General features: G+C 73.0%; 24 protein-coding genes. 6 read left to right on the top strand and 18 right to left on the bottom strand.

All coding sequences use genetic code 11. The features are described 5' to 3' along the window. Nucleotides 1-285 precede the first annotated feature (285 nt). Nucleotides 286-942 carry a PaaI family thioesterase gene (locus ACFQBR_RS02190; protein WP_344180806.1) on the bottom strand — a complete coding sequence of 219 codons (657 nt, stop codon included), beginning with the start codon at nt 940-942 and terminating at the stop codon, nt 286-288. A 144-nt stretch (nt 943-1,086) separates the two neighbouring features. Beyond that, nucleotides 1,087-1,524, bottom strand: coding sequence for a GNAT family N-acetyltransferase (locus tag ACFQBR_RS02185; protein WP_344180804.1), 438 nt, complete (start codon nt 1,522-1,524; stop codon nt 1,087-1,089). Between the two features lie 65 nt (nt 1,525-1,589). On the opposite strand from ACFQBR_RS02185, the gene ACFQBR_RS02180 reads away from it, so the two are divergent. From ACFQBR_RS02180 to ACFQBR_RS02165, 4 genes are all read left to right on the top strand, one after another. Further along, nucleotides 1,590-2,441 (top strand): AraC family transcriptional regulator, encoded by an 852-nt coding sequence (locus ACFQBR_RS02180; RefSeq protein WP_344180802.1) that lies wholly within the window; start codon nt 1,590-1,592, stop codon nt 2,439-2,441. 390 nt (nt 2,442-2,831) lie between these two features. Further along, nucleotides 2,832-3,533: an AzlC family ABC transporter permease gene (locus ACFQBR_RS02175; RefSeq protein WP_344180835.1), complete on the top strand. Its 702-nt coding sequence runs from the start codon at nt 2,832-2,834 to the stop codon at nt 3,531-3,533. After that, on the top strand, nt 3,530-3,844 hold the full coding sequence (locus ACFQBR_RS02170; RefSeq protein WP_267945802.1) for an AzlD domain-containing protein: 315 nt from the start codon (nt 3,530-3,532) through the stop codon (nt 3,842-3,844). The genes ACFQBR_RS02175 and ACFQBR_RS02170 overlap by 4 nt, the downstream gene beginning before the upstream one ends. Before the next feature lie 236 nt (nt 3,845-4,080). Further along, nucleotides 4,081-5,763, top strand: coding sequence for a thiamine pyrophosphate-dependent enzyme (locus tag ACFQBR_RS02165; RefSeq protein ID WP_344180799.1), 1,683 nt, complete (start codon nt 4,081-4,083; stop codon nt 5,761-5,763). Between the two features lie 79 nt (nt 5,764-5,842). Here ACFQBR_RS02165 and ACFQBR_RS02160 read toward each other — a convergent pair whose 3' ends face one another. Continuing rightward, the gene (locus ACFQBR_RS02160; RefSeq protein ID WP_267945804.1) at nt 5,843-6,748 is read right to left on the bottom strand and encodes a LysR family transcriptional regulator; all 906 of its coding nucleotides are present in this window, start codon (nt 6,746-6,748) and stop codon (nt 5,843-5,845) included. Between the two features lie 73 nt (nt 6,749-6,821). Here ACFQBR_RS02160 and ACFQBR_RS02155 point away from each other — a divergent pair, with 73 nt between their 5' ends. Beyond that, nucleotides 6,822-7,841, top strand: coding sequence for a DMT family transporter (locus ACFQBR_RS02155; RefSeq protein WP_344180797.1), 1,020 nt, complete (start codon nt 6,822-6,824; stop codon nt 7,839-7,841). Between the two features lie 9 nt (nt 7,842-7,850). Here the strand turns inward: ACFQBR_RS02155 and ACFQBR_RS02150 are convergent, their stop codons facing one another. The 4 genes from ACFQBR_RS02150 to ACFQBR_RS02135 all read right to left on the bottom strand — a co-directional run bounded on the left by ACFQBR_RS02150 (nt 7,851) and on the right by ACFQBR_RS02135 (nt 10,233). Then, on the bottom strand, nt 7,851-8,777 hold the full coding sequence (locus ACFQBR_RS02150; RefSeq protein ID WP_267945806.1) for an RluA family pseudouridine synthase: 927 nt from the start codon (nt 8,775-8,777) through the stop codon (nt 7,851-7,853). Continuing rightward, nucleotides 8,774-9,355, bottom strand: a complete 582-nt coding sequence (lspA, locus tag ACFQBR_RS02145) for a signal peptidase II (protein ID WP_267945807.1) — start codon at nt 9,353-9,355, stop codon at nt 8,774-8,776. Before lspA ends, ACFQBR_RS02150 begins: the two co-directional genes overlap by 4 nt. Before the next feature lie 29 nt (nt 9,356-9,384). Beyond that, on the bottom strand, nt 9,385-9,795 hold the full coding sequence (locus ACFQBR_RS02140) for a TraR/DksA family transcriptional regulator (RefSeq protein WP_267945808.1): 411 nt from the start codon (nt 9,793-9,795) through the stop codon (nt 9,385-9,387). 177 nt (nt 9,796-9,972) lie between these two features. Then, nucleotides 9,973-10,233: a hypothetical protein gene (locus ACFQBR_RS02135; protein WP_267945809.1), complete on the bottom strand. Its 261-nt coding sequence runs from the start codon at nt 10,231-10,233 to the stop codon at nt 9,973-9,975. A 366-nt stretch (nt 10,234-10,599) separates the two neighbouring features. Between ACFQBR_RS02135 and ileS the strand changes: the two genes are divergently transcribed. Further along, nucleotides 10,600-13,800 (top strand): isoleucine--tRNA ligase, encoded by a 3,201-nt coding sequence (ileS, locus tag ACFQBR_RS02130; RefSeq protein ID WP_344180795.1) that lies wholly within the window; start codon nt 10,600-10,602, stop codon nt 13,798-13,800. 99 nt (nt 13,801-13,899) lie between these two features. On the opposite strand, the gene ACFQBR_RS02125 is transcribed toward ileS, so the two are convergent. The 11 genes from ACFQBR_RS02125 to ftsW form a co-directional block, all read right to left on the bottom strand. Further along, nucleotides 13,900-15,657 carry a hypothetical protein gene (locus ACFQBR_RS02125; RefSeq protein ID WP_378551845.1) on the bottom strand — a complete coding sequence of 586 codons (1,758 nt, stop codon included), beginning with the start codon at nt 15,655-15,657 and terminating at the stop codon, nt 13,900-13,902. Nucleotides 15,658-15,726: 69 nt separating this feature from the next. Further along, on the bottom strand, nt 15,727-16,605 hold the full coding sequence (locus tag ACFQBR_RS02120; RefSeq protein WP_267945812.1) for a DivIVA domain-containing protein: 879 nt from the start codon (nt 16,603-16,605) through the stop codon (nt 15,727-15,729). 134 nt (nt 16,606-16,739) lie between these two features. Next, nucleotides 16,740-17,027: a YggT family protein gene (locus ACFQBR_RS02115; RefSeq protein WP_267945813.1), complete on the bottom strand. Its 288-nt coding sequence runs from the start codon at nt 17,025-17,027 to the stop codon at nt 16,740-16,742. Nucleotides 17,028-17,066: 39 nt separating this feature from the next. Then, nucleotides 17,067-17,594, bottom strand: a complete 528-nt coding sequence (locus ACFQBR_RS02110; RefSeq protein WP_267945814.1) for a cell division protein SepF — start codon at nt 17,592-17,594, stop codon at nt 17,067-17,069. A 136-nt stretch (nt 17,595-17,730) separates the two neighbouring features. Further along, on the bottom strand, nt 17,731-18,459 hold the full coding sequence (locus tag ACFQBR_RS02105; RefSeq protein ID WP_267945815.1) for a YggS family pyridoxal phosphate-dependent enzyme: 729 nt from the start codon (nt 18,457-18,459) through the stop codon (nt 17,731-17,733). Between the two features lie 156 nt (nt 18,460-18,615). Further along, nucleotides 18,616-19,335, bottom strand: coding sequence for a peptidoglycan editing factor PgeF (pgeF, locus tag ACFQBR_RS02100; RefSeq protein ID WP_344180789.1), 720 nt, complete (start codon nt 19,333-19,335; stop codon nt 18,616-18,618). Nucleotides 19,336-19,472: 137 nt separating this feature from the next. Continuing rightward, entirely contained in the window at nt 19,473-20,948 is a 1,476-nt protein-coding gene (ftsZ, locus tag ACFQBR_RS02095) for a cell division protein FtsZ (RefSeq protein WP_267950453.1), read from the bottom strand. A gap of 505 nt (nt 20,949-21,453) precedes the next feature. Then, a complete protein-coding gene (locus tag ACFQBR_RS02090) occupies nt 21,454-22,182 on the bottom strand; it encodes a cell division protein FtsQ/DivIB (RefSeq protein WP_267945817.1) in 729 nt (242 codons plus the stop codon). Nucleotides 22,183-22,208: 26 nt separating this feature from the next. After that, nucleotides 22,209-23,675 (bottom strand): UDP-N-acetylmuramate--L-alanine ligase, encoded by a 1,467-nt coding sequence (gene murC, locus ACFQBR_RS02085; protein WP_344180786.1) that lies wholly within the window; start codon nt 23,673-23,675, stop codon nt 22,209-22,211. After that, nucleotides 23,672-24,832 carry an undecaprenyldiphospho-muramoylpentapeptide beta-N-acetylglucosaminyltransferase gene (gene murG / locus ACFQBR_RS02080; protein WP_267945819.1) on the bottom strand — a complete coding sequence of 387 codons (1,161 nt, stop codon included), beginning with the start codon at nt 24,830-24,832 and terminating at the stop codon, nt 23,672-23,674. The genes murC and murG overlap by 4 nt, the downstream gene beginning before the upstream one ends. Further along, nucleotides 24,829-26,253, bottom strand: a complete 1,425-nt coding sequence (gene ftsW, locus ACFQBR_RS02075) for a putative lipid II flippase FtsW (protein ID WP_378551837.1) — start codon at nt 26,251-26,253, stop codon at nt 24,829-24,831. Before ftsW ends, murG begins: the two co-directional genes overlap by 4 nt. Between the last annotated feature and the right edge of the window lie 5 nt (nt 26,254-26,258).

Genomic DNA, 26,258 nt, shown 5'->3' with positions numbered 1-26,258 from the left:
GGACGCGGATGCGGTGCGGCCGTACGTCCCGCGGGAACGGGTGTGACACGTGCGGGGGCGTCGGCCGCCTGGAAAACGAAAGAGCACCGGGGCTCCCGCCCGGGTGCTCTGCTGCCGACGTTCCCTGTTCCGCCTACGTGGAAGCGGCCGACGGGCTCGTCGGCCTGCTAAACACGTGCATGCGGTGGGTCACGGGCGCCATCCTACCGCGTCCGTCCCGCGCACGGGCGAGGGCGGCCCGTACCGGGGTACGGACCGCCCTCGGAGCTGTGTCCCGCGCGCCGGTCAGGGCACCTCGACGCGCACCATGAGGGCGGTCGCCTCGGCCGTGACCTCGCCGTTGACGCGGATCTCACCGGTGACGTACACCTTGCGCCGCTCGGTGCCGGTCACCCGCGCGACGACCTCCAGGGGCGTGAAGAGCGGCGTGGGCCTGCGGTAGTCGACCTCCAGCCTGGCAGTGAGGCCGGGAGAGGTCGCGAGCGAGGACGCGGAGCCGACGGCCTGGTCCAGCATGGCGGCGATCCAGCCGCCGTGGACCAGTCCGGGCGGGCCCTGGTAGACGGTGTTGAGGGTGACCTCGCCGCGCACCCCCTCCTCGGTCGCGTCCAGGAACAGCGGCGGGGCCGCGGGGTTGGTGTCACCGGACACCACGTTGGTGATGGTGCCGTACTCGGTGTCGCCGCCGGGCAGCTCGCGCAGGACCATGGTGCCGATCTGTCTGCGGGCGACGTTGAGCCTGCCGGTGAGGCCCTCCACGGTCGCCGCGGCCTCGGCGAGGGTGTCGCCGTCGGCCTCGGTGTTGGCGACGGCGTCGATGAGGTCGTGGACACGCGCCACCAGGGAGCGCAGCTCGGAGGGGATCTCGGCCTGCTCGACCACGGGGAGGCCGAAGGCCCGGGGGTCCGGCCGCTCGGTCGCCGGCTGCGTGTTGACCGTCATGTGTTCCTCGTGGGGTCGGTGGGTGCGCGGGTGGAGGGGGCACCGATGTCGAACCGAATCCTACTCGGTAGTATTCCGGCCGCACCCCCGTCGGCCGTGCGCTCCCCGTCACACCGCAGCGGGACGGGGAGCACCCTCGCGGCGTCAGGCCAGGTCGCGCACCATGTGCAGGTGGGGGATCCCGGCGTCCAGGAACTCGTCGCCGTGGGCCGTGTAGCCGAGCCGCGCGTAGAAGCCCAGCGCGTGGGTCTGCGCGTGCAGCTCCACCCGGACGAACCCGCGTTCGCGCGCCCGCTCCTCCGCCGCCCTGACCAGGGCGGCCCCGGTTCCGTTCCCCCGCCCCTTGGGCAGCACGGCCAGCCTCCCCAGGAGGCCCGCGCCGTCGCCCTGGTCCACCAGCCTGACGGTGCCGACGGGGACCCCGTCGGCCAGCGCGAGGAGGTGGACGGCGGCGGTGTCGCGCTCGTCCCACTCCTCCTCGACGGGAACCTGCTGCTCGGAGACGAACACGGCGCCCCGGATGACGAACACGGCGGCACGGTCGCGCTCGTCCCGTGCCGGTCGGATCTCGGTCGTAGTCATTCCCGAAGGTTAGCCCCGGGCCCGGCCCGCCCTGCCGGGAGGCCCCCTAACCTGTGGGTATGGGCATGCCCAGCACCACACACCCCGGCGTGGACGACCCGGGCACGGAGAGCGCGCGCTACTGGCGCTTCTCCGGACTGCCCGGTACCGAACTCCTCACCGCGCGCTTTGTCACCACCACGTTCACCCGGCACACCCACCCCACCTACACCATCGGGGTGATCACCGGCGGCATCGAGGAGTACTCCCACTCACGCGGCAAGGCGCGCGTGGGCCCCGGCGGCCTGGCGGTGGTCGGCCCCGGGGAGGTGCACACCGGCCACGCCGGCGTCCCCGAGGGCTGGGGGTACCGGGTGTTCTACCCGTCCCCCGAGGTCATGGTGGACATCGCCCGCGAACTGGGGATGCGCGGCACCCCCGGGTTCACGGAGTCGGGCATCCACGCGCCCGAGGCCGCCCGTGTCCTGGCCTCCGCCCACGTGGCGGCCGAGCACGGCGACCGCCTGACGTCCTCGGCCCTCGTCCGGCGGGGCCTGGGCATGCTGCTGCGCTCCCACGGCCGTGAACGGGCCGCCGATCCCGTCCCGCACGCCGCGCGCCCCGAGGTGGCACGGGCCAGGGAGGTCCTCTCCTCCCGCCTGCTCGACCCGCCGACCCTGGACGAGCTCGCCGCCCAGCTGGGGATCGGGCCGTTCTCCCTGTCCCGCGCCTTCCGGGCCGCGTACGGGCTGCCCCCGCACGCCTACCTCAACCAGGTGCGGGTGGACCGGGCCAGGCAGCTCCTCCTCGCCGGCCGCCGGGCGGCCGAGGTGGCGGCCGAGGTCGGTTTCGCCGACCAGGCCCACCTGACGCGCCACTTCAAGCGCCACCTGGGCGTGCCGCCCGGCGCCTACCAGCGGGCCCTGCTCGCCCCCTGACCTGCGGCTCCGCCGCCCGCCTCCGGCGCTCCGGAGGGCGGTGGACCCGACCGGCCCCTCGCCCCGGTCCCTCCGTCCGCGCCCCGGGCCGCCCGCCGCCCCGGCGGGGCCCGAACGCCGGTGCCCGCGCCCCTCCCGTCGACCCTGTGCCCTCTCCCCGGCCCCGCGCGCCACCTCTGCCCCGGACCCTCGCGGCCCGCGCGCCGCCGCGGGGGCGCGCCCGTCGGAGCAGGGGCCCGACGGGCATGCCGGTTTCGCGGCCCGCGACCGCGGGGGCGCTCCTCGCGGGCAAGAACGTTCAAGACGGCGCGCGCCCGCCCCCCTAGCGTGGGCGCCGTGAAATCCTTCTCTCTCCGCTCGTACCTCCGCTCGGCGGCGGTACGCGACAGCATGGGGATCGGCGTGGCCGTGGGCGCCGCCGGTCTCGCGTTCGGGACCGCGGCGGTGGCCGCGGGCCTCTCACCCGCCCAGTCCGTGTTCATGAGCCTGTTCATGTTCACGGGAGCCTCGCAGTTCGCCCTGGTCGGGGTGGTCGCGGGCGGCGGAAGCCTGGTCGCCGGGGTGGCGGGCGCGCTGCTCCTCGGCGCCCGCAACACGCTGTACGGACTGCGGCTGGCCGACGTCCTCGGATGGCGGGGCGCGCGCCGCGCCCTGGCCGCGCACGGGGTGATCGACGAGACCACCGCGGTCACACTGGCCCAGCCGGACCGGGAGTCGGCGCGCACCGCGTTCGCCACGACCTACGCGGTGCTGGGCTCCTTCTGGGTGGTGACCACCCTGGTGGGGGCGCTGGCGACGGAGCGCGTGAGCGACATCGGCGCGTTCGGCCTCGACGCGGTGGGCCCGGCGATCTTCCTCGCGCTGCTGTGGCCCCGTCTCCGCGAGGGCGGGGGCCGGAACTGGCTGATCGCCGGCGCCGGAGCCGGGCTGGCCCTGGCCGCCACCCCGCTGCTCCCCGCCGGGGTACCGGTGCTGCTGGCCGCCTCGGCCGCGCTGATCGCGCTCGCGGGTCCCTCCGCCGACCCGCCCGCCCCGACGGCCGCGGAGCCCGCGTCCGGCTCCGGACCCGCCTCGAGGGAGGCCCGCCCATGACCCTGTGGATCGCGCTCGTCGCCACCGCCGCCGGCTGCTACCTGCTCAAGTACGCGGGTCTGGCCGCTCCGCGGCGGCTCCTCGACAACCCGTGGCTGCGGCGGTTCGCGACCGCCGTCCCCCTCGCCCTGCTGGCCGCGCTGATCGCGGTGGAGGCGCTCCGCGGCGAGGGCCAGTCCCTGGCCTGGGACACCGCACGGATGGGCGGTCTGGGCGCCGCCGTCCTCGCCCTCGTCCTGAAGGCGCCGTTCCTCGTCGTGATCGTCGCGGCCGCGGCCGCCACGGCCGGCCTGCGCGCGCTGGGGCTCTGACGCGCCGGGCCGGGGGGCGCTCCCCGGCCCGGCCTCCGCCGCCCCGTCGCCGCGGCCCGGCCACCGCTCCGCGCCCGGGCCCTCCCCCACCGGCGGAACGGGCCCGCACCACCGCCTCCCGCCTCCGCGCCCGTCCTTGACCGTCCCGTGACCGCCTGTCAGAGTCGGCCGCATGCGCCCGGCCGATCCCGGGCGCGCCGAGTGGACCTTGCGACGATGGAAGGGATCCCACCCCCATGGCCACAGCCGCCGACCGCACCCCACCACCCACCGACACCGCCGCTCACGCGGTGGTGGAGGTCCTCGCCTCCGCCGGGATCAGACGGTGCTACACCGTCCCCGGGGAGAGCTTCCTCGAACTCGCCGACGCCGTCGACCAGCACCCCCTGATGCGGCTGGTGTCGACCCGGCACGAGAACGGCGCCGGGTTCATGGCGGAGGCCGAGGCCAAGCTGACCGGGACACCGGCCGTGGCCGCGGCCACCCGGGGGCCCGGGGCGTCCAACCTGGCGGTAGGCGTGCACACCGCGATGCAGGACTCCACGCCGATGATCGTGTTCCTGGGGCAGGCGGAGACCGACCGGCTGGGCCGGGAGGCCTTCCAGGAGGTGGACCTCACCGCGTTCTACGCCCCCATCACCAAGTGGGCGACCACCGTGCACAGGGCCGACCGGCTCGCGGAGGTGACCGCCAGGGCGGTCCGCGTCGCCACCACCGGCCGTCCGGGGCCGGTGGCGATCGCGGTGCCCGGCGACCTGTTCGGCCACCGGGTGGGACCGCAGGATCCGCCGCGCCCGCACGTGGTCCCCCGCCCTCCCCTGGGCGGGGAGGCCCGTGACCGGCTGGCCACCTGGCTGACCCGGGCGGTCCGGCCGGTGATCGTCGCGGGCGGGGGCGCCCGCGCGGCCCGGGAGGACCTGGTCCGGGTGGCCGAGCGCTTCGGCGCCGGGGTGTACGCCTCGTGGCGGCGCCAGGACGTGTTCCCCAACGACCACCCGCTCTACCTCGGCCACCTGGGACTGGGGTGCCCCAAGCCCGTGCTCAACGCCCTGTCGGAGGCGGACGCGGTGCTGGTGGTCGGCTGCCGGATGAGCGAGACCACCACGCAGGGGTACCGGCTGCCCGATCAGGCGAGGGCACGGATCGCGCAGATCGACATCGACCCCGGCCAGGTGGGCGCCACCGCCGACCTGTGGTTCGGTGCGGTGGCCGACGCCCGCGAGGCTCTGCGCGAGCTGGCCGGGTCCCCCGTGCAGGCTCCCTACCGCGACTGGAGCGCGGCCCGCCGGAGGTGGGTGGACAGCACGGTCCCGCCCGCCCACGCCGCGGACCACGCGGGCCGGGGCCTGCACCCGTGGGCGGTGGTCTCGGCCATGCGCGCGGCCCTGCCCGAGGACGCCCTGATCACGAACGACGCGGGCAACTTCGCGACGTTCCTGCACCGGGGCTGGTGGTTCCGGCACCCCTCCACCCAGTTGGCGCCCACCAGCGGGGCCATGGGCTACGCCGTGCCGGCGGCGGTGGCGGCCAAGATCGCCGCTCCCGACCGGACCGTGGTGGCCGTGGCCGGCGACGGCGGCGCGCTGATGACCGGGCAGGAGCTGGAGACCGCGGTGCGGGAGGGCGCGGCCGTGACGGTGGTGGTGTTCCAGAACGGGCTCTACGGCACGATCGCCATGCACCAGGCCCGGGATCTGGGGCGCATCGCGGGGACACGGATCAGCGGCCCGCTCGACCTGGCCGGGTACGCGCGGTCGCTGGGGGCGCGGGGCGCTACCGCCCACACCCGCGAGGAACTGGAGAAGGCGCTGGCAGAGGCGGTCGGCGCGGACCTTCCGACACTGGTCGACGTCCGGACCGACCCGGAGGTGATCAGCCCGACCGCGACCCTGGCCGGCCTGTTGGCCGGGGACCGGTAGCGGGTCCCCCGTCGCGCGGCGCGTCCGCGCGGCGGGGCGGCCGGTCCGCGTTCCGCCCGGACGCCGGAAGGCCCCGGTCTCAGTCCGCGTAGGCGGCCGCGGCCTCACGCAGAGCGCGGACGGCGGCCCGGATCGCGGGGCGGCGCGAGGCGTCGGTGCGCCAGAACGCGTACACCTGCCGGACCAGCGCGGGCTGCACCGGCACCACCCGCACCCCGTCCGGCAGGGGCCCCCGGCCCAGCCGTGGCATGACGGCGGCTCCGATCCCGGCGGCGATGAGCGCCAGCTTGGTCTGGTGCTCCTCGACGTTGTGGATGACGCGGGGCTCGCCTCCGCGCGCCCGGATCATGCCGTGGAGCCAGTCGTCGCAGATCGACCCGCGCGACCAGCTGATCCAGGGCAGGTCGAGGATCTCCTCCGGTTCGAGGAGCTCGCGGTGGGCGAGGGGGTGGTCGGCGGGCAGGGCGATGTCGCCGACGTCCTCCAGCAGCGGCGCCCGGCTCATCCCCGCGGGCAGGGCCAGCGGGGAGCCGACCCAGTCGATGACCATGGCGAGGTCGGCGTCGCCCCGGGCCATCGAGGGCACGCTCTCGTGGGGCTCCTCCTCGTGGAGCTCCACCTGGAGGCCCGGGTGCGCCTCGCGCAGGGAGGTGAGCGCGTGGGGCAGGAGTCCCCGGACGGCCGTGGGGGTGGCGCTCAGGCGCAGGTGGCCCGTGACGTCGTCGCGGTGCGCCTCCAGATCCGCCTCGGCCCGGTGGACCAGGGAGAGGATCTTCGCGGTGTGCTCGACCAGGAGCTCGGCGGCGTCGGTGAGGCGTACGCCCCGGCCGTTGCGTTCGACGAGGGGCTGGCCCACCTCGCGTTCGAGCTTGGTGAGCTGCTGGGAGACGGCGGAGTTGGTGACGTGGAGGGCCTCGGCGGCGGCGGTGAGGGAGCCGTGCGTCGCGATGGTGTGGAGGACCCGGAGTCGGTCGACGCTGAGCATGTAAGCAATCCTAACCTCCGCCTTAAGAAATACGAAGTAGTCCTAATGCGTCGGTGCAGGATAGAAACATCCCATGACCGCCGTCCCCTCCGCCGCGACCACGTCCGGCCCCCCGCCGCACCCGCTCTCCGACTGGCGCGCCAAGTTCGCCCTCCTCGCCCTGATCTGGGGTATGAGCTTCGTCTTCATCAAGGTCGGGGCGAGCGCGCTGTCCCCCGCGCAGCTCGCGCTCGGCCGCATGGCCGCGGGCGCGCTCCCCCTGCTGGCGCTCGTGCTGCTGCGCGGCGGGCGCCTCCCCACCTCTCCTCGCCTGGTGGGCCACATGTTCGTGGCGGCGCTGCTGCTCAACACGGTCCCCTTCACCCTGTTCGGGTACGCCGCACAGCTCATCCCCTCCGCCCTGATGGGGATCGTGAACGCCGCGACGCCCCTGTTCGGCGTGGTGTTCTCGATGGCGCTGCTCTCGGACGAGCGCCCCGACCGGGACAGGATCCTCGGGCTCGGGATCGGCTTCCTCGGCGTGCTCACCGTCTTCGGGGTGTGGAACACGCTGGGCGAGGTGGCCGCCGGCGACCGCGACGCCGTCGTCGGCATGCTGTTCGTCGTGGGCGCGACGGCCTGCTACGGCATCGGCACCCCCTACCTGCGCCGCTTCGTCGCGGGCAGCTCCCACGGGGCCCTGGAGCTGAGCTCGCTCCAGCTGCTCCTCGGCTCCCTGCCCCTGGCGCTGCTCGTCCCGTTCCTCACCGAGGCGCCCACGGGGGTGACCTGGCAGGTGGTGGCGTCGGTGGCCGTCCTGGGCGTGCTCGGCACGGGGGTGGCGTACATCCTCCAGTACGCGATCGTGCGGGAGGCGGGGGCGACCGTGGCCACGACCGTCACCTACGTGGCGCCGGTCGTGGCGATCACCGCCGGGATCGTGCTCATGGGCGAGACCCTGACCTGGAACCAGCCGCTGGGCGCGGTGGTCGTCGTCCTGGGGGCCGCCCTGTGCCAGGGCGTCGTCCGCGTCCGCCGCGTCGCGCCGCCGCGGCCCGGGCCCCGACCGCACGCGAAGGGGCGGCGGGCCCGGGCCCGCCGCCCCTTCGCGTGAACGGCGCCGTCAGTCCTCGCGGAGCACGTCGATCGCCGCTTCGAGGTCGGCGGGGTAGGTGCTGGAGAACTCCACCGGGCGGTGCTCGGTGGGGTGCTCGAAGCCCAGACGGACGGCGTGCAGCCACTGCCGCCGCACGCCCAGCCGCTCGGCCAGGGTGGGGTCGGCCCCGTAGAGCGTGTCGCCCACGCACGGGTGGCGCAGCGCGGCCATGTGCACCCGGATCTGGTGGGTGCGGCCCGTCTCCAGCCGGATCTCCAGGAGACTGGCGGCCCGGAAGGCCTCCTGCGTGTCGTAGTGCGTCACCGACGCACGGCCGCCCGCGACCACGGCCCAGCGGCCGTCGCCGGCGGGGTGCCGGTCGATGGGCGCGTCCACCGTGCCGCGGAGCGGGTCGGGGTGCCCCTGCACCAGCGTGTGGTAGCGCTTGTCCACGGTGCGCTCCTTGAACGCCCGCTTGAGCACGCTGTAGGCGGTCTCGCTCTTGGCGACCACCATGAGGCCGGTGGTGTTGGCGTCCAGCCGGTGGACGATGCCCTGGCGCTCGGCGGCGCCGCTGGTCGCCAGCTGCACGCCGGAGGCCAGCAGGCCCTCCAGCACGCTGGGCCCGGTCCAGCCGACCGTCGGGTGGGCGACCACGCCGACGGGCTTGTCCACCACGATGATGTCGGTGTCCTCGTGCACGATCCGCATGCCGGGGACGGCCTCGGGGCGCGGCACGGGCGCCGTGGGCGGCGGCGGGAGGGTGATCTCCAGCCAGGCCCCGGCCTGGACCCGGTCGGACTTGCCCGCCTCGGACCCGTCGACCAGGACGCTGCCGTCGAGGATGAGTTCGGCGGCCCGTGTGCGGGACAGGCCGAACAGGCGGGCGATGGCCGCGTCGAGCCGGTCGCCCTCCAGGCCGTCGGGCACGGGCAGGCTGCGTGTGTCGCTCACTGGCCCTTCCCTTCGGTGGTGTCGTCCGGGTGGGGCCCGGAACCCTTGTCGTCCTTCTTCGAGGACTCCTCCTCGACGACGCTGCCGTCCAGGTTGAGGCCCTTGAAGGTCAGCGCCACCACCAGGCACGCCCCGACGACCACGCACGAGTCGGCGATGTTGAAGACCGGGAAGTTCCCGACGCTGATGAAGTCGACGACCGCGCCGTGGAAGGGCGCCGGCTCCCGGAAGTACCGGTCCACGAGGTTCCCCGCGGCGCCGCCCATCATCAGGCCGAGCGTCACTCCCCACCAGACGCTGCGGACCCGCAGCCCCATGTACCCGATGGCGATGACCACGAGGCTGGCGATGCAGGTGAACACCCAGGTGAAGTCGGTGCCCATGGAGAACGCGGCGCCGGTGTTGTACACCAGCGTGAACTGGAGGAGGCTGCCGACGACGTCGACGCGCTCGCCCTGGGAGAAGGTCGCCAGGACCCACTCCTTGGTGAGGAAGTCGGCGACGATCGCGGCGGCTGCGACCAGCAGCAGGAGAAGGTACCTGCGCGGGCGCGCACCGGTCGTGTCGGACGTGGTCATGTTGCTGTCCCCGGAGGGCTCTACCTCAGTCAGCGACGCTCCTCGCGCTGTTTGCAGGTGACGCACAGGGTGGCGCGCGGAAAGGCCTCAAGTCGCGCCTTCCCGATGGCCAGGCTGCATGACTCACAGACCCCGTATGTTCCCGCGTCCATCCGTTCGATCGCCCGCTCGCTCTTGGAGAGCAGGTCACGAGTATTGTAGGCCAACGCCAGATCATGTTCGCGCTGGAAGGTCTTCGCCCCGGCGTCCGCGGGGTCGTCCCCGGCGCCGTCCACCGGGTCGGTGAGCCGGTCGGCGAGCGCGTCCTCCGCCTCGCGGATCTCCCGCCGCGCGACCGCGATCTCCTCCTCCAGCCTTCGCCGGATCCCGGTCAGCTCCTCCGTGGTCCAGGGGTCCTCCCCCGGCAGGACCGGCAGCATGGAGGCTTCGGTGGCCTTCATCGCATTCCCCTCCCAGATGGTTCGGCACACCCCGGACCTCGCCGACCTGCGGGTCCTCCCCCGGGCGGTGCCGTGATCGGTGCCGCGAAGCCTAGGCAATCCCACGGTGCAAGGCAATGATCGGGACGGTGCGCCGCTGCGGCGGCCCCCGCCCCGGCGCGACAGGGGCGGCGGGCCCTACTCCGCGGCCGCGAAACCGCCGTAGTCCTCGGCCAGCGCGGCCAGGTGCGGCTCGTCGAAGACGGCCGGCCCGCCGTGGGGACCGGTCAGCACCTCGATCACCCAGTCCGCGTCCTCGGCGTCGTCCTCGCCCGCGAGCATGTCCCGGTGCACGCGGCACGGCTCGTAGCCCTGCTCCAGGAGCTGCTCCGCCAGCTCCACCGCGTCGTCCCGGTCGGACAGGGTCACGAGGACCGCACCCCTCACGTCCTCCGCCACAGCGGCCCCCTCCGTCACAAGAGCGCACGGCGGAAGCGCCGCACTGCGTTATCCTGGCTCCAGGTGTCGATGGGGACGAGTAGCGCTGGCCCCGACCGGACGGATCACAGCCTAGAAGGCCTGGCCCGCCCAAGCGACCCGGGGGCGGTGCGAGCCCGGGGGCACGACCAGCGCGAAGATCACCCCGGAACCGCCGGAAGAACGGGCCCGCCCGCGCGGGCGGCTCCAGTAGAACCGGCACAGAGCAACGAAGTGGGACCCTACCGACGCGCGCCCTGCGGCGCGCTCGCGGTCCAAGGAGGGTGGTACCGCGGGGCCCGTGCCTCGTCCCTCCGTCAGGAACGACCCTGATGGAAAGGTACGACCGTGGCCAACGACCCCCGGCCCGCATCCCGACCGCTGCCCCAGCTCCCCGCGCAGATCGACCTGCCGGCCATGGAGCGGGACGTCCTCGGCCGCTGGTCGAAGGAGGACGTCTTCCAGCGCTCGCTCGACCAGACCCGCGGCGGCCCCAACTGGGTCTTCTACGAGGGCCCGCCCACGGCCAACGGCCAGCCCGGCGTGCACCACGTCGAGGCCCGCGCGTTCAAGGACGTGTTCCCCCGGTTCCGCACCATGCGCGGCTACCACGTGGACCGCAAGGCGGGCTGGGACTGCCACGGCCTGCCCGTGGAGGTCGCCGTGGAGAAGGAGCTCGGCCTGTCCGGCAAGAAGGACATCGAGGCCTTCGGCATCGCCGAGTTCAACGAGCGCTGCCGCGAGTCCGTGCTCCGCAACGTCGACGCGTTCACCACCATGACGGAGCGCATGGGCTACTGGGTGAACATGGACGACGCCTACCGCACCATGGACCCGCAGTACGTGGAGTCCGTGTGGTGGGCCCTCAAGCAGATCTGGGACAAGGGCCTGCTGGTCCGCGACTACCGGATCAGCCCGTACTGCCCGCGCTGCGGCACGACCCTGTCCGACCACGAGCTCGCGCAGGGGTACGAGACCGTCACCGACCCGTCGGTGTACGTCCGCTTCCCCGTGACCTCCGGTCCGCTCGCCTCGCCCGAGCACCCGACCTCGCTGCTCGTCTGGACGACCACCCCCTGGACGCTGGTGTCCAACACCGCCGTGGCCGTGCACCCGGACGTGGAGTACGTGGTGGCCACCGACGGCGACGAGCGCCTCGTGGTGGCCCGCCCGCTCTTCGACAAGGTCCTCGGCGAGGGCTGGGAGCTCACGGGCGAGAGCTACGGGGGCGAGGAGATGGAGCGCTGGACCTACGAGCGCCCCTTCGACCTGGTGCCCTTCGACGAGCCCGCCCACTACGTGGTGCTCGCCGACTACGTCACCGTGGACGACGGTACCGGCCTGGTCCACCAGGCGCCCGCCTTCGGCGCCGACGACATGCTCGTGGGCCGCGCCTACGGCCTGCCCGTGGTCAACCCGGTCCGCCCGGACGGCACCTTCGAGTCCCCCCTGCCGCTGGTCGGCGGGGTGTTCTTCAAGGAGGCCGACAAGACGCTCGTCCGCGACCTCAAGGACCGCGGGCTCCTCTTCCGCCACCTGAGCTACGAGCACTCCTACCCGCACTGCTGGCGCTGCCACACGGCGCTGCTGTACTACGCGGTCCCGTCCTGGTACATCCGCACCACCGCGGTCAAGGACGAACTCCTGGCGCAGAACGACGTCACCAACTGGGTGCCGGAGAACGTCAAGGAGGGCCGCTTCGGCGAGTGGCTGCGCGGCAACGTGGACTGGGCGCTGTCCCGCAACCGCTACTGGGGCACCCCGCTGCCGATCTGGGAGTTCCCCGACGGCCGCCAGATCTGCGTGGGCTCCCTGGAGGAGCTGGGCCGCCTCAGCGGCCGGGACCTGTCCTCCCTGGACCCGCACCGCCCCTTCGTGGACGACATCGTCATCCCCGACCCGGACGCGGACCCGTCCCTGCCCGAGGAGCAGCGGGTCGCCCGCCGCGTCCCCGAGGTCATCGACGCCTGGTTCGACTCCGGCTCCATGCCGTTCGCCCAGTGGGGGGCGCCCCACCGGAACGAGGAGACCTTCCGGGACAACTTCCCGGCGCAGTACATCTCCGAGGCGATCGACCAGACCCGCGGGTGGTTCTACTCCCTGCTGGCGGTGAGCACCCTGGTGTTCGGCCGCAACTCCTTCGAGAACGTGGTCGTGCTCGGCCACATCCTCGCCGAGGACGGCCGGAAGATGAGCAAGCACCTGGGCAACGTCATGGAGCCGATCGCGGTCATGGACAAGCACGGCGCCGACGCGCTGCGCTGGTTCATGCTGGCGAGCGGTTCGCCGTGGACCGCCCGCCGGGTCGGCCACTCCGCCCTGGAGGAGATCGTCCGCAAGGTGCTGCTGACCTACTACAGCACCGTCTCGTTCTTCACCCTGTACGCGAACGCCGGCGGGGGCTGGGACCACTCCCGGCTGGCGGACGCCCCCGCCCCCGAGGACCGCCCGCTCCTGGACCGGTGGCTGCTCTCGGAGCTGAACGAGGTCGTCAGGGACGTCACGGCGGCGCTGGACTCGTTCGACACCACGACCGCGGGACGCCGTCTGACGGCCTTCGTGGACGACGTGTCCAACTGGTACGTGCGCCGTTCCCGCCGCCGGTTCTGGGGCGGTGCGGACACCCCCGAGGGCGCCGCCGCGTTCGCGACGCTGTTCGAGGCCCTGGAGACCGTCACGCTGCTGATGGCGCCGATCGTGCCGTTCCTCACCGACCACGTGTGGGCGTCGGTACGCCGGCCGGACGCGCCGGAGTCGGTACACCTGGCGTCGTGGCCCGAGGTGCGCGAGGACCTCGTCGACCCGGACCTGTCGCGGCAGATGGCGCTGGCCCGCCGCCTGGTGGAGCTGGGCCGGTCGGCCCGGGTGGACTCCGCCGTGCGGACCCGGCAGCCGCTGGCCCGCGCCCTGGTGGGCGCCGCCGGTTTCGCCGGTCTGCCCGAGCAGCTCCGCGACCAGGTGTCCGACGAGCTCAACGTGGAGTCGCTGGACGCGCTGTCCTCCGTGGGCGGCGACCTGGTGGACTTCATCGTGAAGCCGAACTTCCGGGCGCTGGGCAAGCGGTTCGCCAAGCGCACCCCGCTGGTGGCCAAGGCCATCGAGGCCGCCGACCCCGCCTCCCTGGTGGAACAGGTCCGCGAGAGCGGCTGGGCGCGGGTGCGGGTCGAGGACGAGCCCGTCGAGGTCAGCGCCGACGAGCTGCTCGTGACCGAGCAGCCCCGGGAGGGCTGGGCCGTGGCGTCCGAGGCCGGTGAGACCGTCGCCCTGGACCTGGAGCTGACGCCGCGGCTGCGCCGCGCCGGTCTGGCCCGGGAGATGGTCCGCATGCTCCAGGACGCCCGCAAGAAGAGCGGCCTGGACGTGTCCGACCGCATCGAGGTGTGGTGGACGGCCACGGACGAGACCACCGAACTGGCGCTCACCGAGCACGGTGAGGCGATCGCCGGCGAGGTGCTGGCCGACGCGTTCACCGCCGGGGAGATGGCACGGGACCTGCACACCGCCTCCTCCGAGGAGTTCGGCGTGGCCTTCGGTTTCCGCAAGGCCTAGGCCTCTTCCGGTCCGGCGGCCCCGGGGCCGCCGGACCGGGCCCCGACGCGAACGGGCGCCGTCCCCCCTGGGGGCGGCGCCCGTTCGCGTGCGTCGGGGTCAGTGGACCTTGTCGGGGTCCTTGTCCGGGTCCTTGCCGCCGTCGAGGTCGGTGTCCCCGTCGAGAACGGCCGCGTAGGCGACGGCGTGGTCGTCCTCGGCGTCCTCGTCCTCGGCCTTGGCGGGCCGCTCGCTCCCGTCCGGCTCCGCGTCCCCGGCCCCGTCCCCCGGGCCGTCGGCCGCATCGCCCTCCGACTCCGGACGGGTGGGCGCGGGGGTGGTGTCGGGGTCGCCCGCGTCGGCGGTGCCGTCGGCCGCGGGGGCGCCCTCCGCGTCATCGTCGCCGTCCCGGTCGGACCGCTCCGCGACCGCCCCGCCGTCCTCGGGCTGTGGGAGCCGGTAGCTGAACGCCGACGTCCGCCCGGCGTCCGCGGTCTCCCGGTCGCTCTCCGCCTCGTCGGCCCCCTCTTCCGCGGCGTCGCCCCGGCCGGGCAGGCGGTAGGTGAAGGCCCCGTCCGCGTCGTCTGCGGACTCCGCCTCAGGGGCGGGGTCCCCGGTGTCCGCGGCCTCGGCTGCGCCGCCCGTACCGGCGGCGGGAGCGTCCTCGACGCGCCCGCCGTCCTCCGGCACGGGGTCGGCGTCCGCGTCCTGCGCCTCCGGGGCGCGGGCCTCCGCCGACACGTTCGTGTCGGTGTCGGTGTCGGTGTCGGTGTGCGCCGAGGGTACGGGTTCCGCCTCGGAGGAGGCGTGCTCGCGCTCCCCCTGCGCCGCGGTGTCGTCCGTGTCGGGCTCGGGGTCGGGGCCCTCGCCGTCGGCCGTGGACCCGGGTCCGGCGTCCCCGCCGGTCGCGGGCTCGTCCTCGCCGCGCTCGGAGTCGGCCTCCGCGTGCTCCACGGCCTGCTCGGCGCGCAGGGCCTCGTCGGCGTCCGGGCGGGCTTCCCCGTCTCCGTCCGCGGAGACGTCGGGCGCCGGGGCCTGCTCCGTGTCCGGGGCCCCGGTCTCCGGGTCGTCCTCCGCCCGCTCGGTCCGGTCCGCCTCGCCGGGGATCCGGTAGGAGAAGGCGTCCGCCTCGGGGGCCCCGGCGCCCGCGACCCCGTCGTCGGGGTCCGCGGTCGCGTCGACCGGAGCGGCCCCGTCCTCGTGGGAGGAGCCCTGACCGGGAATGCTGTAGGTGAAGGGGGCGGGGTCCGGTTCGGGCCCGTCGTCCCCCGTGTGGAGGCGGGAGGGTGCCTCTCCGTCCTCACCGGCCCGTTCACGGGCCTCGGGGATGTCGGCGGTGACCGCCGTGTCGGCCGGTTCCCCGTCCGTCCGCGCCTCGGAGGCGGGAGCCGCGGGGTCGGCCTCGGCCGGGGATCCCGCGTGGACGGTGCCCCCGGCGGGCGTCGTGTCCGGTTCCGGCCACTCGTGCGCGGTGGGGGTCTGCCAGCGGGGGACGTCGTACTCCGGTTCCCCGTGCCCGGCGTCGTCCGCGGCCGCCCAGACGGGCGTGTCCTGCGCGGGGGCTTCCCGTACCGGCCCTTGGGCCGGTACGGGAACGCGCCCGGAGTACTCCGGCACGACGTGGGGGCCCGCTGCCGTCGCCGCCGGGGTGGCGGCGCCGGTCGGGACGGACGACTTCCCCAAACCGTCCGTTCCGGGGCGACCCGTCCTGCTCTCGGCGATGCGTCCCTGGACCATGCCCCCCAGGAGGAGGAGGACGCTGGCGCCGGCCAGTCCGAGTGCGATGTACACCAGGACAGTCTCGGCGAGGGCCAGGGCAGCCGCGATGACGGCGATGGCCGCCAGCACCGCCACGGTTGCGAGGATGCTAAGGATCACGGGTCGACCAGGGCCTTTACACGTGTTGTATCCGGAGTCTTCAGTTGTTCGGAGCCGAATGCCGCTGGTCTAGCGACGCTCGTGCGGAGCCTCACCCGGGTGGAATCCACCGTGCTGGGCGGGCTCGGGCTGACCGAACGGGTTGCCGCCGGGGCCGTGCTGGAGAGCGGGGGCGCCACCGGCCTGCGGAGCCATCGTCTGGAAGCCGCCCGTGGTGTTCGGGTTCGGCTCGACGGGCTTGCCCTCCTCGTTCAGCTCGCGCAGCTGGCGCTCGAAGTAGTCCTTCAGACGGCTCCGGTACTCGCGCTCGAAGTCCTTGAGCACGTTGACCTTGTGCTCCAGCTCCTCGCGCTGCTGCACCAGGCTGCCCATGACCTGGCGGTGGCGCTCCTGGGCGTCGCGGTCGAGGTTCTCCGACCGTGCCCGGGCCTCACCGATGATCTGGTCCGCCTGGCGGCGGGCCTTGCCGAGGATGTCCTCGGACTCGTGGCGGGCGCGGCCGAGGGTCTCGTCCGCCTCACGGCGGGCGTCGGAGATCGCCTGGTCGGCGGTCTGCTGGGCGAGGGCGAGGACGCGGGCGGCCGTGTCCATGTTCTCCTCACCGCCCATCCCCATGTTCGCGCCGGTCATCGGCATCTGCTGCTGGACCGGGGGCTGCGGCTCGACGGCCTGCGGCTGCTGGACGGGCTCCGGGCGCATCTGCTCGTGCTGCTGGGGCTCCGGCGCCTGGTCCTGGGGCTGCTGGAAGTCCTGCATGCCGGCGTTGGGCACCTTGCCCCGCAGGCATTCGGCCAGCTTGCCGCGCAGTTCCTCGTTCTCCTGGATCAGGCGGTCGAGCTCGGACTCGACCTCGTCGAGAAAGGCGTCGACCTCTTCTTCGTCGTACCCTGGCCGGAGCCGGGTCGTACTGAACTGCTTGTTCCGCACATCGGCGGGTGTCAGCGGCATGTTCGTCTCCTTGGCGCGCTTGGAGTCTGTCCGTAGGGACGCTACCTGATCGTGACCTTACGGCAATCCAGATCATGACCAAGACCACATAACGGAACCGGGGACCTGATACTTGCCCCCGCGCCCCTTCCCTGCTAGGCGAGGCTCCCGATGAGAGCCATCAAGATCCACACGATGATGAAGAGGACGAGGACACTCAGGTCGAGTGCGACGCTCCCCAGTCTCACCGGCTTGATGAACCGTCGCAGGAACCTCAGTGGCGGGTCGGTGACGGTGTACACGATCTCCGCGAGGACGAGGACGAACCCGGTGGGCCGCCACGTCCTGGCGAAGGACTGCACCATCTCCAGGACCACCCTCGCGATCAGCACGAAAACGAACAGCTGTAGCGCGAAGAGCAGCACTGCAACGACGATACTCACGGTCGTTCCCCGACCCAATCTCTGGACAAGTGTGATGGTCTAGCTCTGATTGAAGAACCCTCGCTCGGCGATCCGGGCCTTGTCTTCGGCGGTGACCTCGACGTTGGCCGGTGACAGCAGGAACACCTTGTTGGTCACGCGTTCGATACTGCCATGCAGACCGAAGATCAGACCAGCCGCGAAGTCGACGAGACGCTTGGCGTCGCTGTCGACCATCTCGGTCAGGTTCATGATCACCGGTGTGCCCTCCCGGAAGTGCTCTCCGATCGTACGCGCCTCGTTGTAGGTGCGCGGATGGAGCGTTGTGATCCGAGCGAGGTCGGCGGTTGAGGCAGTCGTGGTCGTTCCACCGCGTCGTTCACCTGTACTCAGGTAGTCGCCGGTGTCCGTCACTGCGGTGCCTCGTGTTTCCTCGCCACGCGGAGAATCCGCAGCGCGATCGCGCTGCTCCTCCACGGCCTCGTCGAAATCGTCGAACTCATCATATTCGTCCGCATAGCGGTGATCGTAACGGTCGTCCTCCACGAGGCCGAGGTAGACCGCCATCTTGCGCATCGCGCCGGCCATCTCATGTCCTCCGTCGTCCCCGCGGCCTTCACCGCAGCCGACTCCTCCGTACTGGCCCGTCGTCCCCGCGTTCCACGGGGTGGGGCGCCCTTTCGGGCGAACTCCACAGACGGGTTCCAAGGTCTATGTGGGGACATTACCCCACGATCGGTCCGCGGTTGCCGAGCAACGCCGTACCGAGTCGCACGTGTGTCGCTCCTCGCTCGATCGCCGATTCGAGGTCCGCGCTCATTCCCGCCGAGATCACCGTCGCCAGAGGATAACGATCACGGACACGACTCGCCACCCCGTGGAGGCGGGCGAAGGCCTCGGCCGGGTCGCCCCCTCGGGGGGCCACCGCCATCACGCCCCCGAGCGTGAGCGACTCGTGCGCCTCGATGTCGGCGGCGAGCGCGAGCGCGTCCTCCGGGTCGACCCCGCCGCGCGGTCCGATGACGCCGGCCCGCGAGTCGTCGTCGAGGTTCACCTGGACGAGGCAGGTCAGACCACGTCCGGCCGCCGCCGCCCGCTCCCCCAGCGCACGGGCCAGCCTGGTGCGGTCCACCGAGTGCACGACGTCGGCGTAGGAGGCCACGGAGCGTGCCTTGTTGGTCTGCAACTGCCCGACGAAATGCCAGGTCAAGCCGAGGTCAGCGGTCTCCGCCGCCTTCGGCGCGGCCTCCTGGTCCCGGTTCTCGCCGACGTCGCGGACACCCAGGGAGGCGAGAATCCGCACATCGTCGGCCGGATAGGTCTTGGTGACCGCGACCAGCGACACCTCCTCGGGCGCGCGGCCGGCGCGCGCGCAGGCCTGCTCGATCCTGGCCCGCACGGCCGCGAGGTTGGCGCGGACCTGCTCGACGCGAGCTGGGTCGACGTGTGGCACGGTGCTCCTTCTCTTTCCCCGTCGGGTGGGTCCCCGGGGTCCGATGCGGTCTCCGGGGGTCGTGGGGCCCGCGTTTCGGACGCGTCACCGCAGGAGGGGAGGTCCCTGGCGGTTCCGGCGGGTTCCGAAATCCATCCTGGCGGCCCGGTACGACAGTCAGGAACGCCAGATGAACGAGGCGAATCTTCCGGTCGGCGCGCCGCCCCGGTGGGAGAACAGCTCAGGGCTCTCCAGGGTGCAGCGGCCGTCGGCCCGGACGTCGGTCACACCGGCCCGCCGCAGCTGGGCGGTGACGGCCGCGAGCATGTCCACCCCCGTGGTGCCCTTCCGGGTGGTGGAGGCGGCCTCGGGGGTGTCCCTGGCCGTCTCGGCCTGCACCTCCGGGGGCACCTCGTAGCACTTGCCGCAGATGGCCGGACCGAGGAAGACGGTGATGCGGTCGGCACGGGCCCCCTGGCCGACCATCGACCCGACGAGGTTGGCCGCCACGCCGTTCGCCGTCCCGAGGCGGCCCGAGTGCGCGGCCCCCAGGACACCCGCCTCGCCGTCGGCGGCCAGGACCGGCAGGCAGTCGGCGGCCATCGAGGCCAGGACCAGGTCGGGGCGGGTCGTGACGACCCCGTCGCAGGTACCCGCCCCACCCGGCTCGTCCGCGACGAGCACGTCGGCGCTGTGCACCTGGTTCATCCACACGACCCGGTCGATGTCGAACCCCAGGCCGGCGGCGGCGGTCCGCCTGTTGGCGAGGACGGCCTCCCGCACGTCGCCCGAGCCCAGCCCCAGGTTGAGCGAGTCGTACGGCGGGGCGCTGACCCCGCCGTGCCGTTCGGTGACGGCGGCACGCACGCCGTGCCCCAGATCGATGACGTTGCCCATCCGTGTGACCGCGGTCCTTCCCTCGGCCCGCCGGGACGGCGCCGGCGCGGCCGGCGCGCGCTTCCCCGGGGGCGGCGACGGCCCCGCCGCATGGGTCGGGGCCGCTGACACGTCGATGGTACCGGGACGGTGGTGCGCTACTTCAGGAACTCGGGCACGTCCAGGTCGTCGGGGTCGTCGAAGATGACCCGGCGGCGGGGCGTGGGCACGTCCCCCCGCCGTTCGGCGGTGGAGTCGGAGACGGCGTGGACGGGGCCGGACTGGACCTCGCCGTGCTGCGAGGGCTCCTCCCGCTCCCCCGCGGGCCGCCCCTCCTCGGAGGACCCCGCCGGGGCGGGCGCCTCGTAGGAGGCGTGGGACTCCGAGCCGTGGGCCGGGGTCTCCGTGCGCGGCTGCTCGACCGGGGCCTGCTCCTGGCGGACGGGCTCCGGTTCGGACGGGAACCGGACCGGCGGCATCTGCGCGGACGCCGCCTCCGGCTCGGTCCGCTCCGGGCGGGAGGGAGTGATCCACGGCATGGAGGTGGCCGCCGTCCCGCCCGCGTCACCGGCGGGGGGCGTCACCCTGGTGGGCTGCTGCTCCCTGCGCGACGCGGAGCCCGCGGTGTGGGCGACGGCCTCAGGAGGGTCCACCGGCTGCCGCTCCCGGACCACGGGTCCGGTGACCTCGGGTTCGTCGAACCCCGCCGCGATGACGGTGACCCTCACCTCGTCGCCCAGGGCGTCGTCGATGACGGCGCCGAAGATGATGTTGGCCTCGGGGGCCGCCGAGTTCGCGACGAGCTGCGCCGCCTCGTTGATCTCGAACAGACCCAGGTCGGAGCCGCCCTGGATGGACAGCAGCACCCCGTGGGCGCCGTCGATGCTCGCTTCGAGCAGCGGCGAGGAGATGGCCATCTCCGCGGCCGCGACGGCCCGGTCGTCCCCGCGTGCGGAACCGATGCCCATCAGCGCCGACCCCGCCCCGGACATGACCGACTTGACGTCGGCGAAGTCCAGGTTGATCAGGCCCGGCGTGGTGATCAGGTCGGTGATGCCCTGCACACCGGAGAGCAGCACCTGGTCCGCCGCCTTGAAGGCGTCCAACACGCTGACCTGGCGGTCGGAGATGGACAGCAGCCGGTCGTTGGGGATCACGATGAGCGTGTCGACCTCCTCGCGGAGCATCGCTATCCCCGACTCGGCCTGGGTCGCGCGCCGCTTGCCCTCGAAGCCGAAGGGGCGGGTGACCACTCCGATGGTGAGGGCTCCCAGGGAGCGGGCGATGTTGGCGACGACGGGAGCGCCCCCGGTACCGGTGCCGCCGCCCTCACCAGCGGTGACGAAGACCATGTCGGCCCCCTTGAGGACCTCCTCGATCTCCTCCCGGTGGTCCTCGGCCGCCTGGCGGCCGACATCGGGGTTGGCTCCGGCTCCCAGGCCGCGTGTGAGCTCTCGGCCGACGTCGAGCTTGACGTCGGCGTCACTCATCAGCAGCGCCTGGGCGTCGGTATTGATGGCGATGAACTCGACGCCTTTGAGCCCCTCTTCGATCATTCGGTTGACGGCGTTGACACCGCCGCCGCCGATGCCGACGACTTTGATGACCGCGAGGTAGTTCTGCGGTGCTGCCACGACGAGGGGCCTTTCCGCTCGCATACGCCGTTCCGTGAACGCTCCGGTGGCTCTCGCCACCGGGTACGCCTCCGGACCGGCATCCGGTTCTACAGTGTGCGTTTCGGGTCCCTGCGACGGCGTTCTCGACGCGTTTGTCCGGGGACCCGGGGTCACCGGAGCCGTTGCGATCCTGCCCGGGGAGGGCTGGCGCGATCCGCTGTAGGAGCGGAGCAAAACGGTTCCTGCGTACCCCGAAAAGCGTGTTTTGCTGCTTTGTTGACGTTGGCTGTGCTTCCCGACAGTAAGCGGACCGCCGACCACGGGCAACCGATGACGAGGTCAGCCTAACGGCGTATAACGCAAGGAAGCGATGTGCGCACTCGGCGCGTCGCGTCTGGAATGTCCCCGCCGGATGCCCGGGAGTCCGTCCGGAACCCCCTCACGGGCGCGCTGCGCGGCCCGCCGGACGGCGGTTCGACTTTCCGTGCCACGCCTCTTCCTTTGCCTGGAGCTGGGTACTTCTTCACCGTACGATGGCGAGATCGGGGGTTCCGACGTCGTAGACGCGCCCCTCCTCGGGCGGGTGCTCGCGCAGCAGCACGCGCAGGACGTCGCTCTTGTCCGCGGTCCCCTCGGGCGTCCCCCACTCCACCGTGGAGCCGTTGCCGAGTGCGATGGTGATCGCCCCGGGGTCGGTGGCGTCGATGAGCTGGATCTGGGCGATCAGCGAGTCGGGCGCCGCCTCCACGATGTCGGCGGCGGCGCGGACCGCCTCGTTGCCCTCGACCTCCCCCGTGACCCTGACCACGGGGTGGGTGCCGGGACGGGTCTTCGAGTCCTCGATGCGCACGCCGTCGCCGTCCACGAGCCGGTACTCCTCCCCCACGGGGACGGCCAGCACGGGCTGGCGCTCCACCACCTCGACCTCCAGGGTCGCGGGCCAGCCGCGTCGCACCGTGGCCTCCTCCACGAGCGGGAGGGACTCGGCGCGGGCGCGGCTCCGGTCGAGGTCGACCCTGACCAGGGGGGTTCCGGTGGCCACGTCCACCGCGGACACCACCTCCTGCGGCGACATCCGGTCCAGCCCGGTGACCGCGACGTCGCGGACCACCAGCAGGCGGGAGCCGAGCAGCACCCAGGTGACCACGCAGACCAGCGCCACCACGAGCAGCGCCACGAAGGCGACCTTCCACGGATCGGATCCTCCCCGTGGTGCGGCCCCGTCCGCCGCCCCGCCCTCGTCCGCGCTCACCCGTGTCCTCTTCTTCTCTCCTGCGCCTACCGGCTTCCGGGCGCTTCGTCGGCCGCCTCGGCGATCGCGTCCACGATCAGCGGCCCCAGCTCGGTCACGTCCCCCGCGCCCATGGTGAGGACGATGTCGCCAGGCCGGGCCAGCTCGGCCACCGTCCGCACGACCTCCTCGCGACCCGGCACGTACCGCACCCGGTCGTGGGGGACGCGGGAGGTGATCAGCTCGCCGGTGACCCCGGGCTCGGGGTCCTCCCTGGCCGCGTAGACCTCCATCACCACGACCTCGTCCGCGAGGCCCAGCGCGGTCGCGAACTCCTCGGCGAAGATGCGGGTACGGCTGTACAGGTGCGGTTGGAACAGGGCGACGACCCTGCCCCCGGGCGCCGGTCCCCCCGCCTCGCCCGCGTCCTCGGCGAACGAGTCCAGCGCGGCGCGCGTGGCCCTCAGGTCGGCCTCGATCTCGGTCGGGTGGTGGGCGTAGCTGTCGTAGACGGCGACGCCACCGGCCTCGCCCTTGATCTCGAAGCGGCGCGCGGCCCCCGCGAAGTCCGCGATGCCCTCCACCGCGACCTCCAGGTCGTGGCCGAGCTCGTCCGCCACGGCGACGGCCGCGGCGGCGTTGAGCACGTTGTGCCGACCGGGGACGGCGAGCGTGCCGTCGATGGGCTCGCCCCCGGCGGTGCGGATCGTGAACTCGGTGGTGAAACCGCGGGCGCGCACCCGGGTGACCCGGTAGTCGGCGTCCTCGGCCTCGCCGTAGGTCAGGACCTTCTTGCCGCGCTCGCGGGCCAGCTCCGCGACCTGCCGGGCGCCCGGGTCGTCGATCCCGACGATCAGGGTGCGTCCGACACGGTCGACGAACGCCGCGAAGTTGGCGTGGATCTCCTCGATGCCGCTGTAGTTGTCGAGGTGGTCGGCCTCCACGTTGGTGACCACGGCGACCTTCGGGGAGAGCATGAGGAAGGAGCCGTCGCTCTCGTCGGCCTCCACGGCGATGACCTCGCCCAGGCCGGCGTCGGCGCCCAGGCCGGTGGTGACCAGCTTTCCGCCGATCACGTAGCCGGGGTCGACCCCCAGGTGCTGGAGCACCACGGTGACCATGGAGGTCGTGGTGGTCTTGCCGTGGGTGCCGGAGACAGCGATGCCCTCGCGGCCCAGCAGGAGCGCCCCCAGGGCCGCCGCCCGGGGCAGGACGCGCAGGCCGCGGCGGCGGGCCTCGACGAGTTCGGGGTTGTCCTCGCGGATCGCGGAGGAGACCACGAGGGTCTCGGCGGCGCCGAGGTTGCCCGCGGCGTGGCCGACGTGGACGTCGGCGCCCATCTGCTCCAGCTCGCGCAGGGTGTCGCTGTCGCGGGCGTCGCTGCCGGACACCTCCACCCCGGACTGGAGCAGGACCCGGGCGATGCCGGACATGCCGGCCCCGCCCAGGCCGATGAAGTGGGTGCGGCCGAGCTTGTCGACGGGAACCGGCTCGGTCGGGCGGACCAGGCTCATCGGGCGTCCTTCCCGTCGTCGTAGAACGCGTCCTCGCCGTCGTCGTCGGACAGGGGGATCTCGGGGGTGGGGCGGTCGCCGCGGGCGACGGCCATGACCTCGCGGGCGAGTGCCATGTCGGCGTCGCGGCGGCCCATCCGGGCGGCGGCCTCGGACATGGCCACGACCCGGTCGGTGTCGGTGAGCAGCGGGATGAGCTGGTCGACGATCCACTCCACGGAGATGTCCGCGTTGTTGATCATCAGGCCCCCGCCCGCCTGGACGATCGGCTCGGCGTTGAGTGCCTGCTCGCCGTTGCCGATGGCCAGCGGGACGAAGGCGCCGGGCAGGCCGACGGCGGTCAGCTCGGCGCAGGTCATCGCACCGGAGCGGCACATGGCGACGTCGGCGGCGGCGTAGGCCATGTCCATGCGGTCCACGTAGGGGACGGCCACGTAGGGCACGCCCGCCTGGGTGAGGTCCTGGGGCTCCTCCGCGTTCTTGGGGCCGACGACGTGCAGGACCTGCACGCCCCGGTCGCGGAAGGCGTCACGGGAGGCGAACGCGGTCTCGTTGAGGCGCTGCGCGCCCTGGGAGCCGCCGAAGATCAGCAGGGTGGGGAGGTCGGGGCGCAGGCCGAAGTAGGTGCGCGCCTTGTCGCCCATGGCGAGCCGGTCGAGGGTGGTGATCTGCTGGCGCAGGGGGATGCCGACGAAGCGGCCGTTGCGGATCTGGGTGTGGGGGTGTCCGGTGAACACGTGCGGTGTCATGCGCGCGCCGAGCCGGTTGGCCAGGCCCGGGAGGGGGTTGGCCTCGTGCACGACGATGGGGATCCGGCGCCGGCGCGCCGCCAGGTAGCCGGGGGTGGCCACGTAGCCGCCGAAGCCGACGATGACGTCCGCCTGCAACCGGTCCAGGTGTTCGCCCGCCGCGCTCAGCGCGCCGGCGAGCTTGCCCGGGACGCTGAGGAGCTGCGGGGTGATCTTGCGGGGCAGCGGGACCGCCGGGATCAGGCCCAGCTCGTAGCCGCGCATGGGCACCAGCCGGGTCTCCAGACCCCGCTCGGTTCCCAGGCAGAGGATCTCCGTGCTGGGGTCGATGCGTCGAAGCGCGTCCGCTAGGGAGAGCGCGGGCTCGATATGCCCGGCCGTGCCGCCTCCGGCGAGGGCTACCCTCATCGTTGCCGATTCCTCCTTGGCCGGTCACCCGCCGGGACCGGTCCGTTCCTGTGCTTGGCCGTTGTCCTGCCGCCACGGGGGCCCGGCGTACGCGGACCCCGTCCTGCGGCGACGCGCCTGGAGGCCGTTCCGCCCCGGTTGTTCATCGAGGCCACGAAGTTCTCCAGGCCCAGCCAGCTTAGAGCCCTTTGTACCTGACTCGGACCCCGGGCCTCCAGCGCCCTGGCGGCCTGGGGCTCGGCCTTGGCGAGCGCGAGGAGCACGCCGAGGGCGACCATGGTGGTGATCAGCGACGAACCTCCGTAGGAGACCAGGGGCAGGGGGACGCCGGTGACGGGCAGGAGCCCGATGACCGCGCCCACGTTGATCATGACCTGTCCCATGAGCCAGGTGACGATCGCGAAGGAGGCCAGGCGCGGGAACGGCTCCTTGACCCGGGTGGCCACCCTCAGGCCCGCGTAGCCGAGCACGCCGAACAGGGCGAGCACGAGGAGGGTCCCGATCAGGCCGAACTCCTCCCCGATGATCGCGAAGACGAAGTCGGACTCGGCGAAGGGGAGGAACCCCCACTTCTCCCGGCTGGCCCCGATGCCGACGCCGAAGATCCCCCCGGTGCCCAGCGCGTAGAGGCCGTGCAGTGACTGGTTGCCCGAGCCCAGCGGGTCGGCCCCGGGGTCGAGGAAGGAGGTGACGCGCGCCATCCGGTAGGGCTCGATCGCGATGACGATCACGGCGAGGGCCAGGACGAGGCCGAACATGGTGACGAAGAGCCTGCCCGGCGCCCCCACCACCCACAGCAGGCCCAGGAACGTAATGAGGAACACCAGGGCGGTGGAGAGGTTGGACCCGAGGAGGACCAGGAGCACCAGGAGCCCGCACCCTGGCAGCAGCGGGATGAGGAGGTGCCGCCACTCGGTGAGCTCGCGCAGCTCGTCCTTGCGGGCGAGGATGTTGGCGCCCCACAGGGCGAAGGAGAGCTTGGCGGGCTCGGAGGGCTGCACGACCAGGCCGCCGACGTCCAGCCAGCGGGTGGCGCCGTTGACCTCCACGCCCTGGAAGACGGTGAGCAGCAGCAGGGCCACCGAGAGGATCATGGTGGGGTAGCCGACCAGGCGGAACAGCGCCTGGGGCATGTGCGAGGCCAGGATCATGAGGGGCAGGCCCACGACGGCCGACACCAGCTGCTTCTGGAAGAGCGAGAAGGAGGAGCCGGTCTCGGTGATGGACTTGACCATCGTGGAGGACAGCACCATGACGAGGCCGAGGGCGATCAGGAGGACCGCCGTGCCCAGGATGAGGTAGTAGGAGGTGAGGGGGCGGTCGAGGGACCTGGCCCACTCACGCCACAGGGCGTGCCCGCGCCCTCCGGCGTCCGTCCTCGCCTTGGCCCGGGCCATTCCTGGAACCGCTGTCGTCGCCATCCACA

This window comes from Nocardiopsis tropica (assembly GCF_042660575.1).
Lineage (GTDB): Bacteria > Actinomycetota > Actinomycetes > Streptosporangiales > Streptosporangiaceae > Nocardiopsis > Nocardiopsis tropica.
Note: the sequence above shows the minus strand (reverse complement) of the source record. Positions and strands in the feature narration are given on the sequence as shown.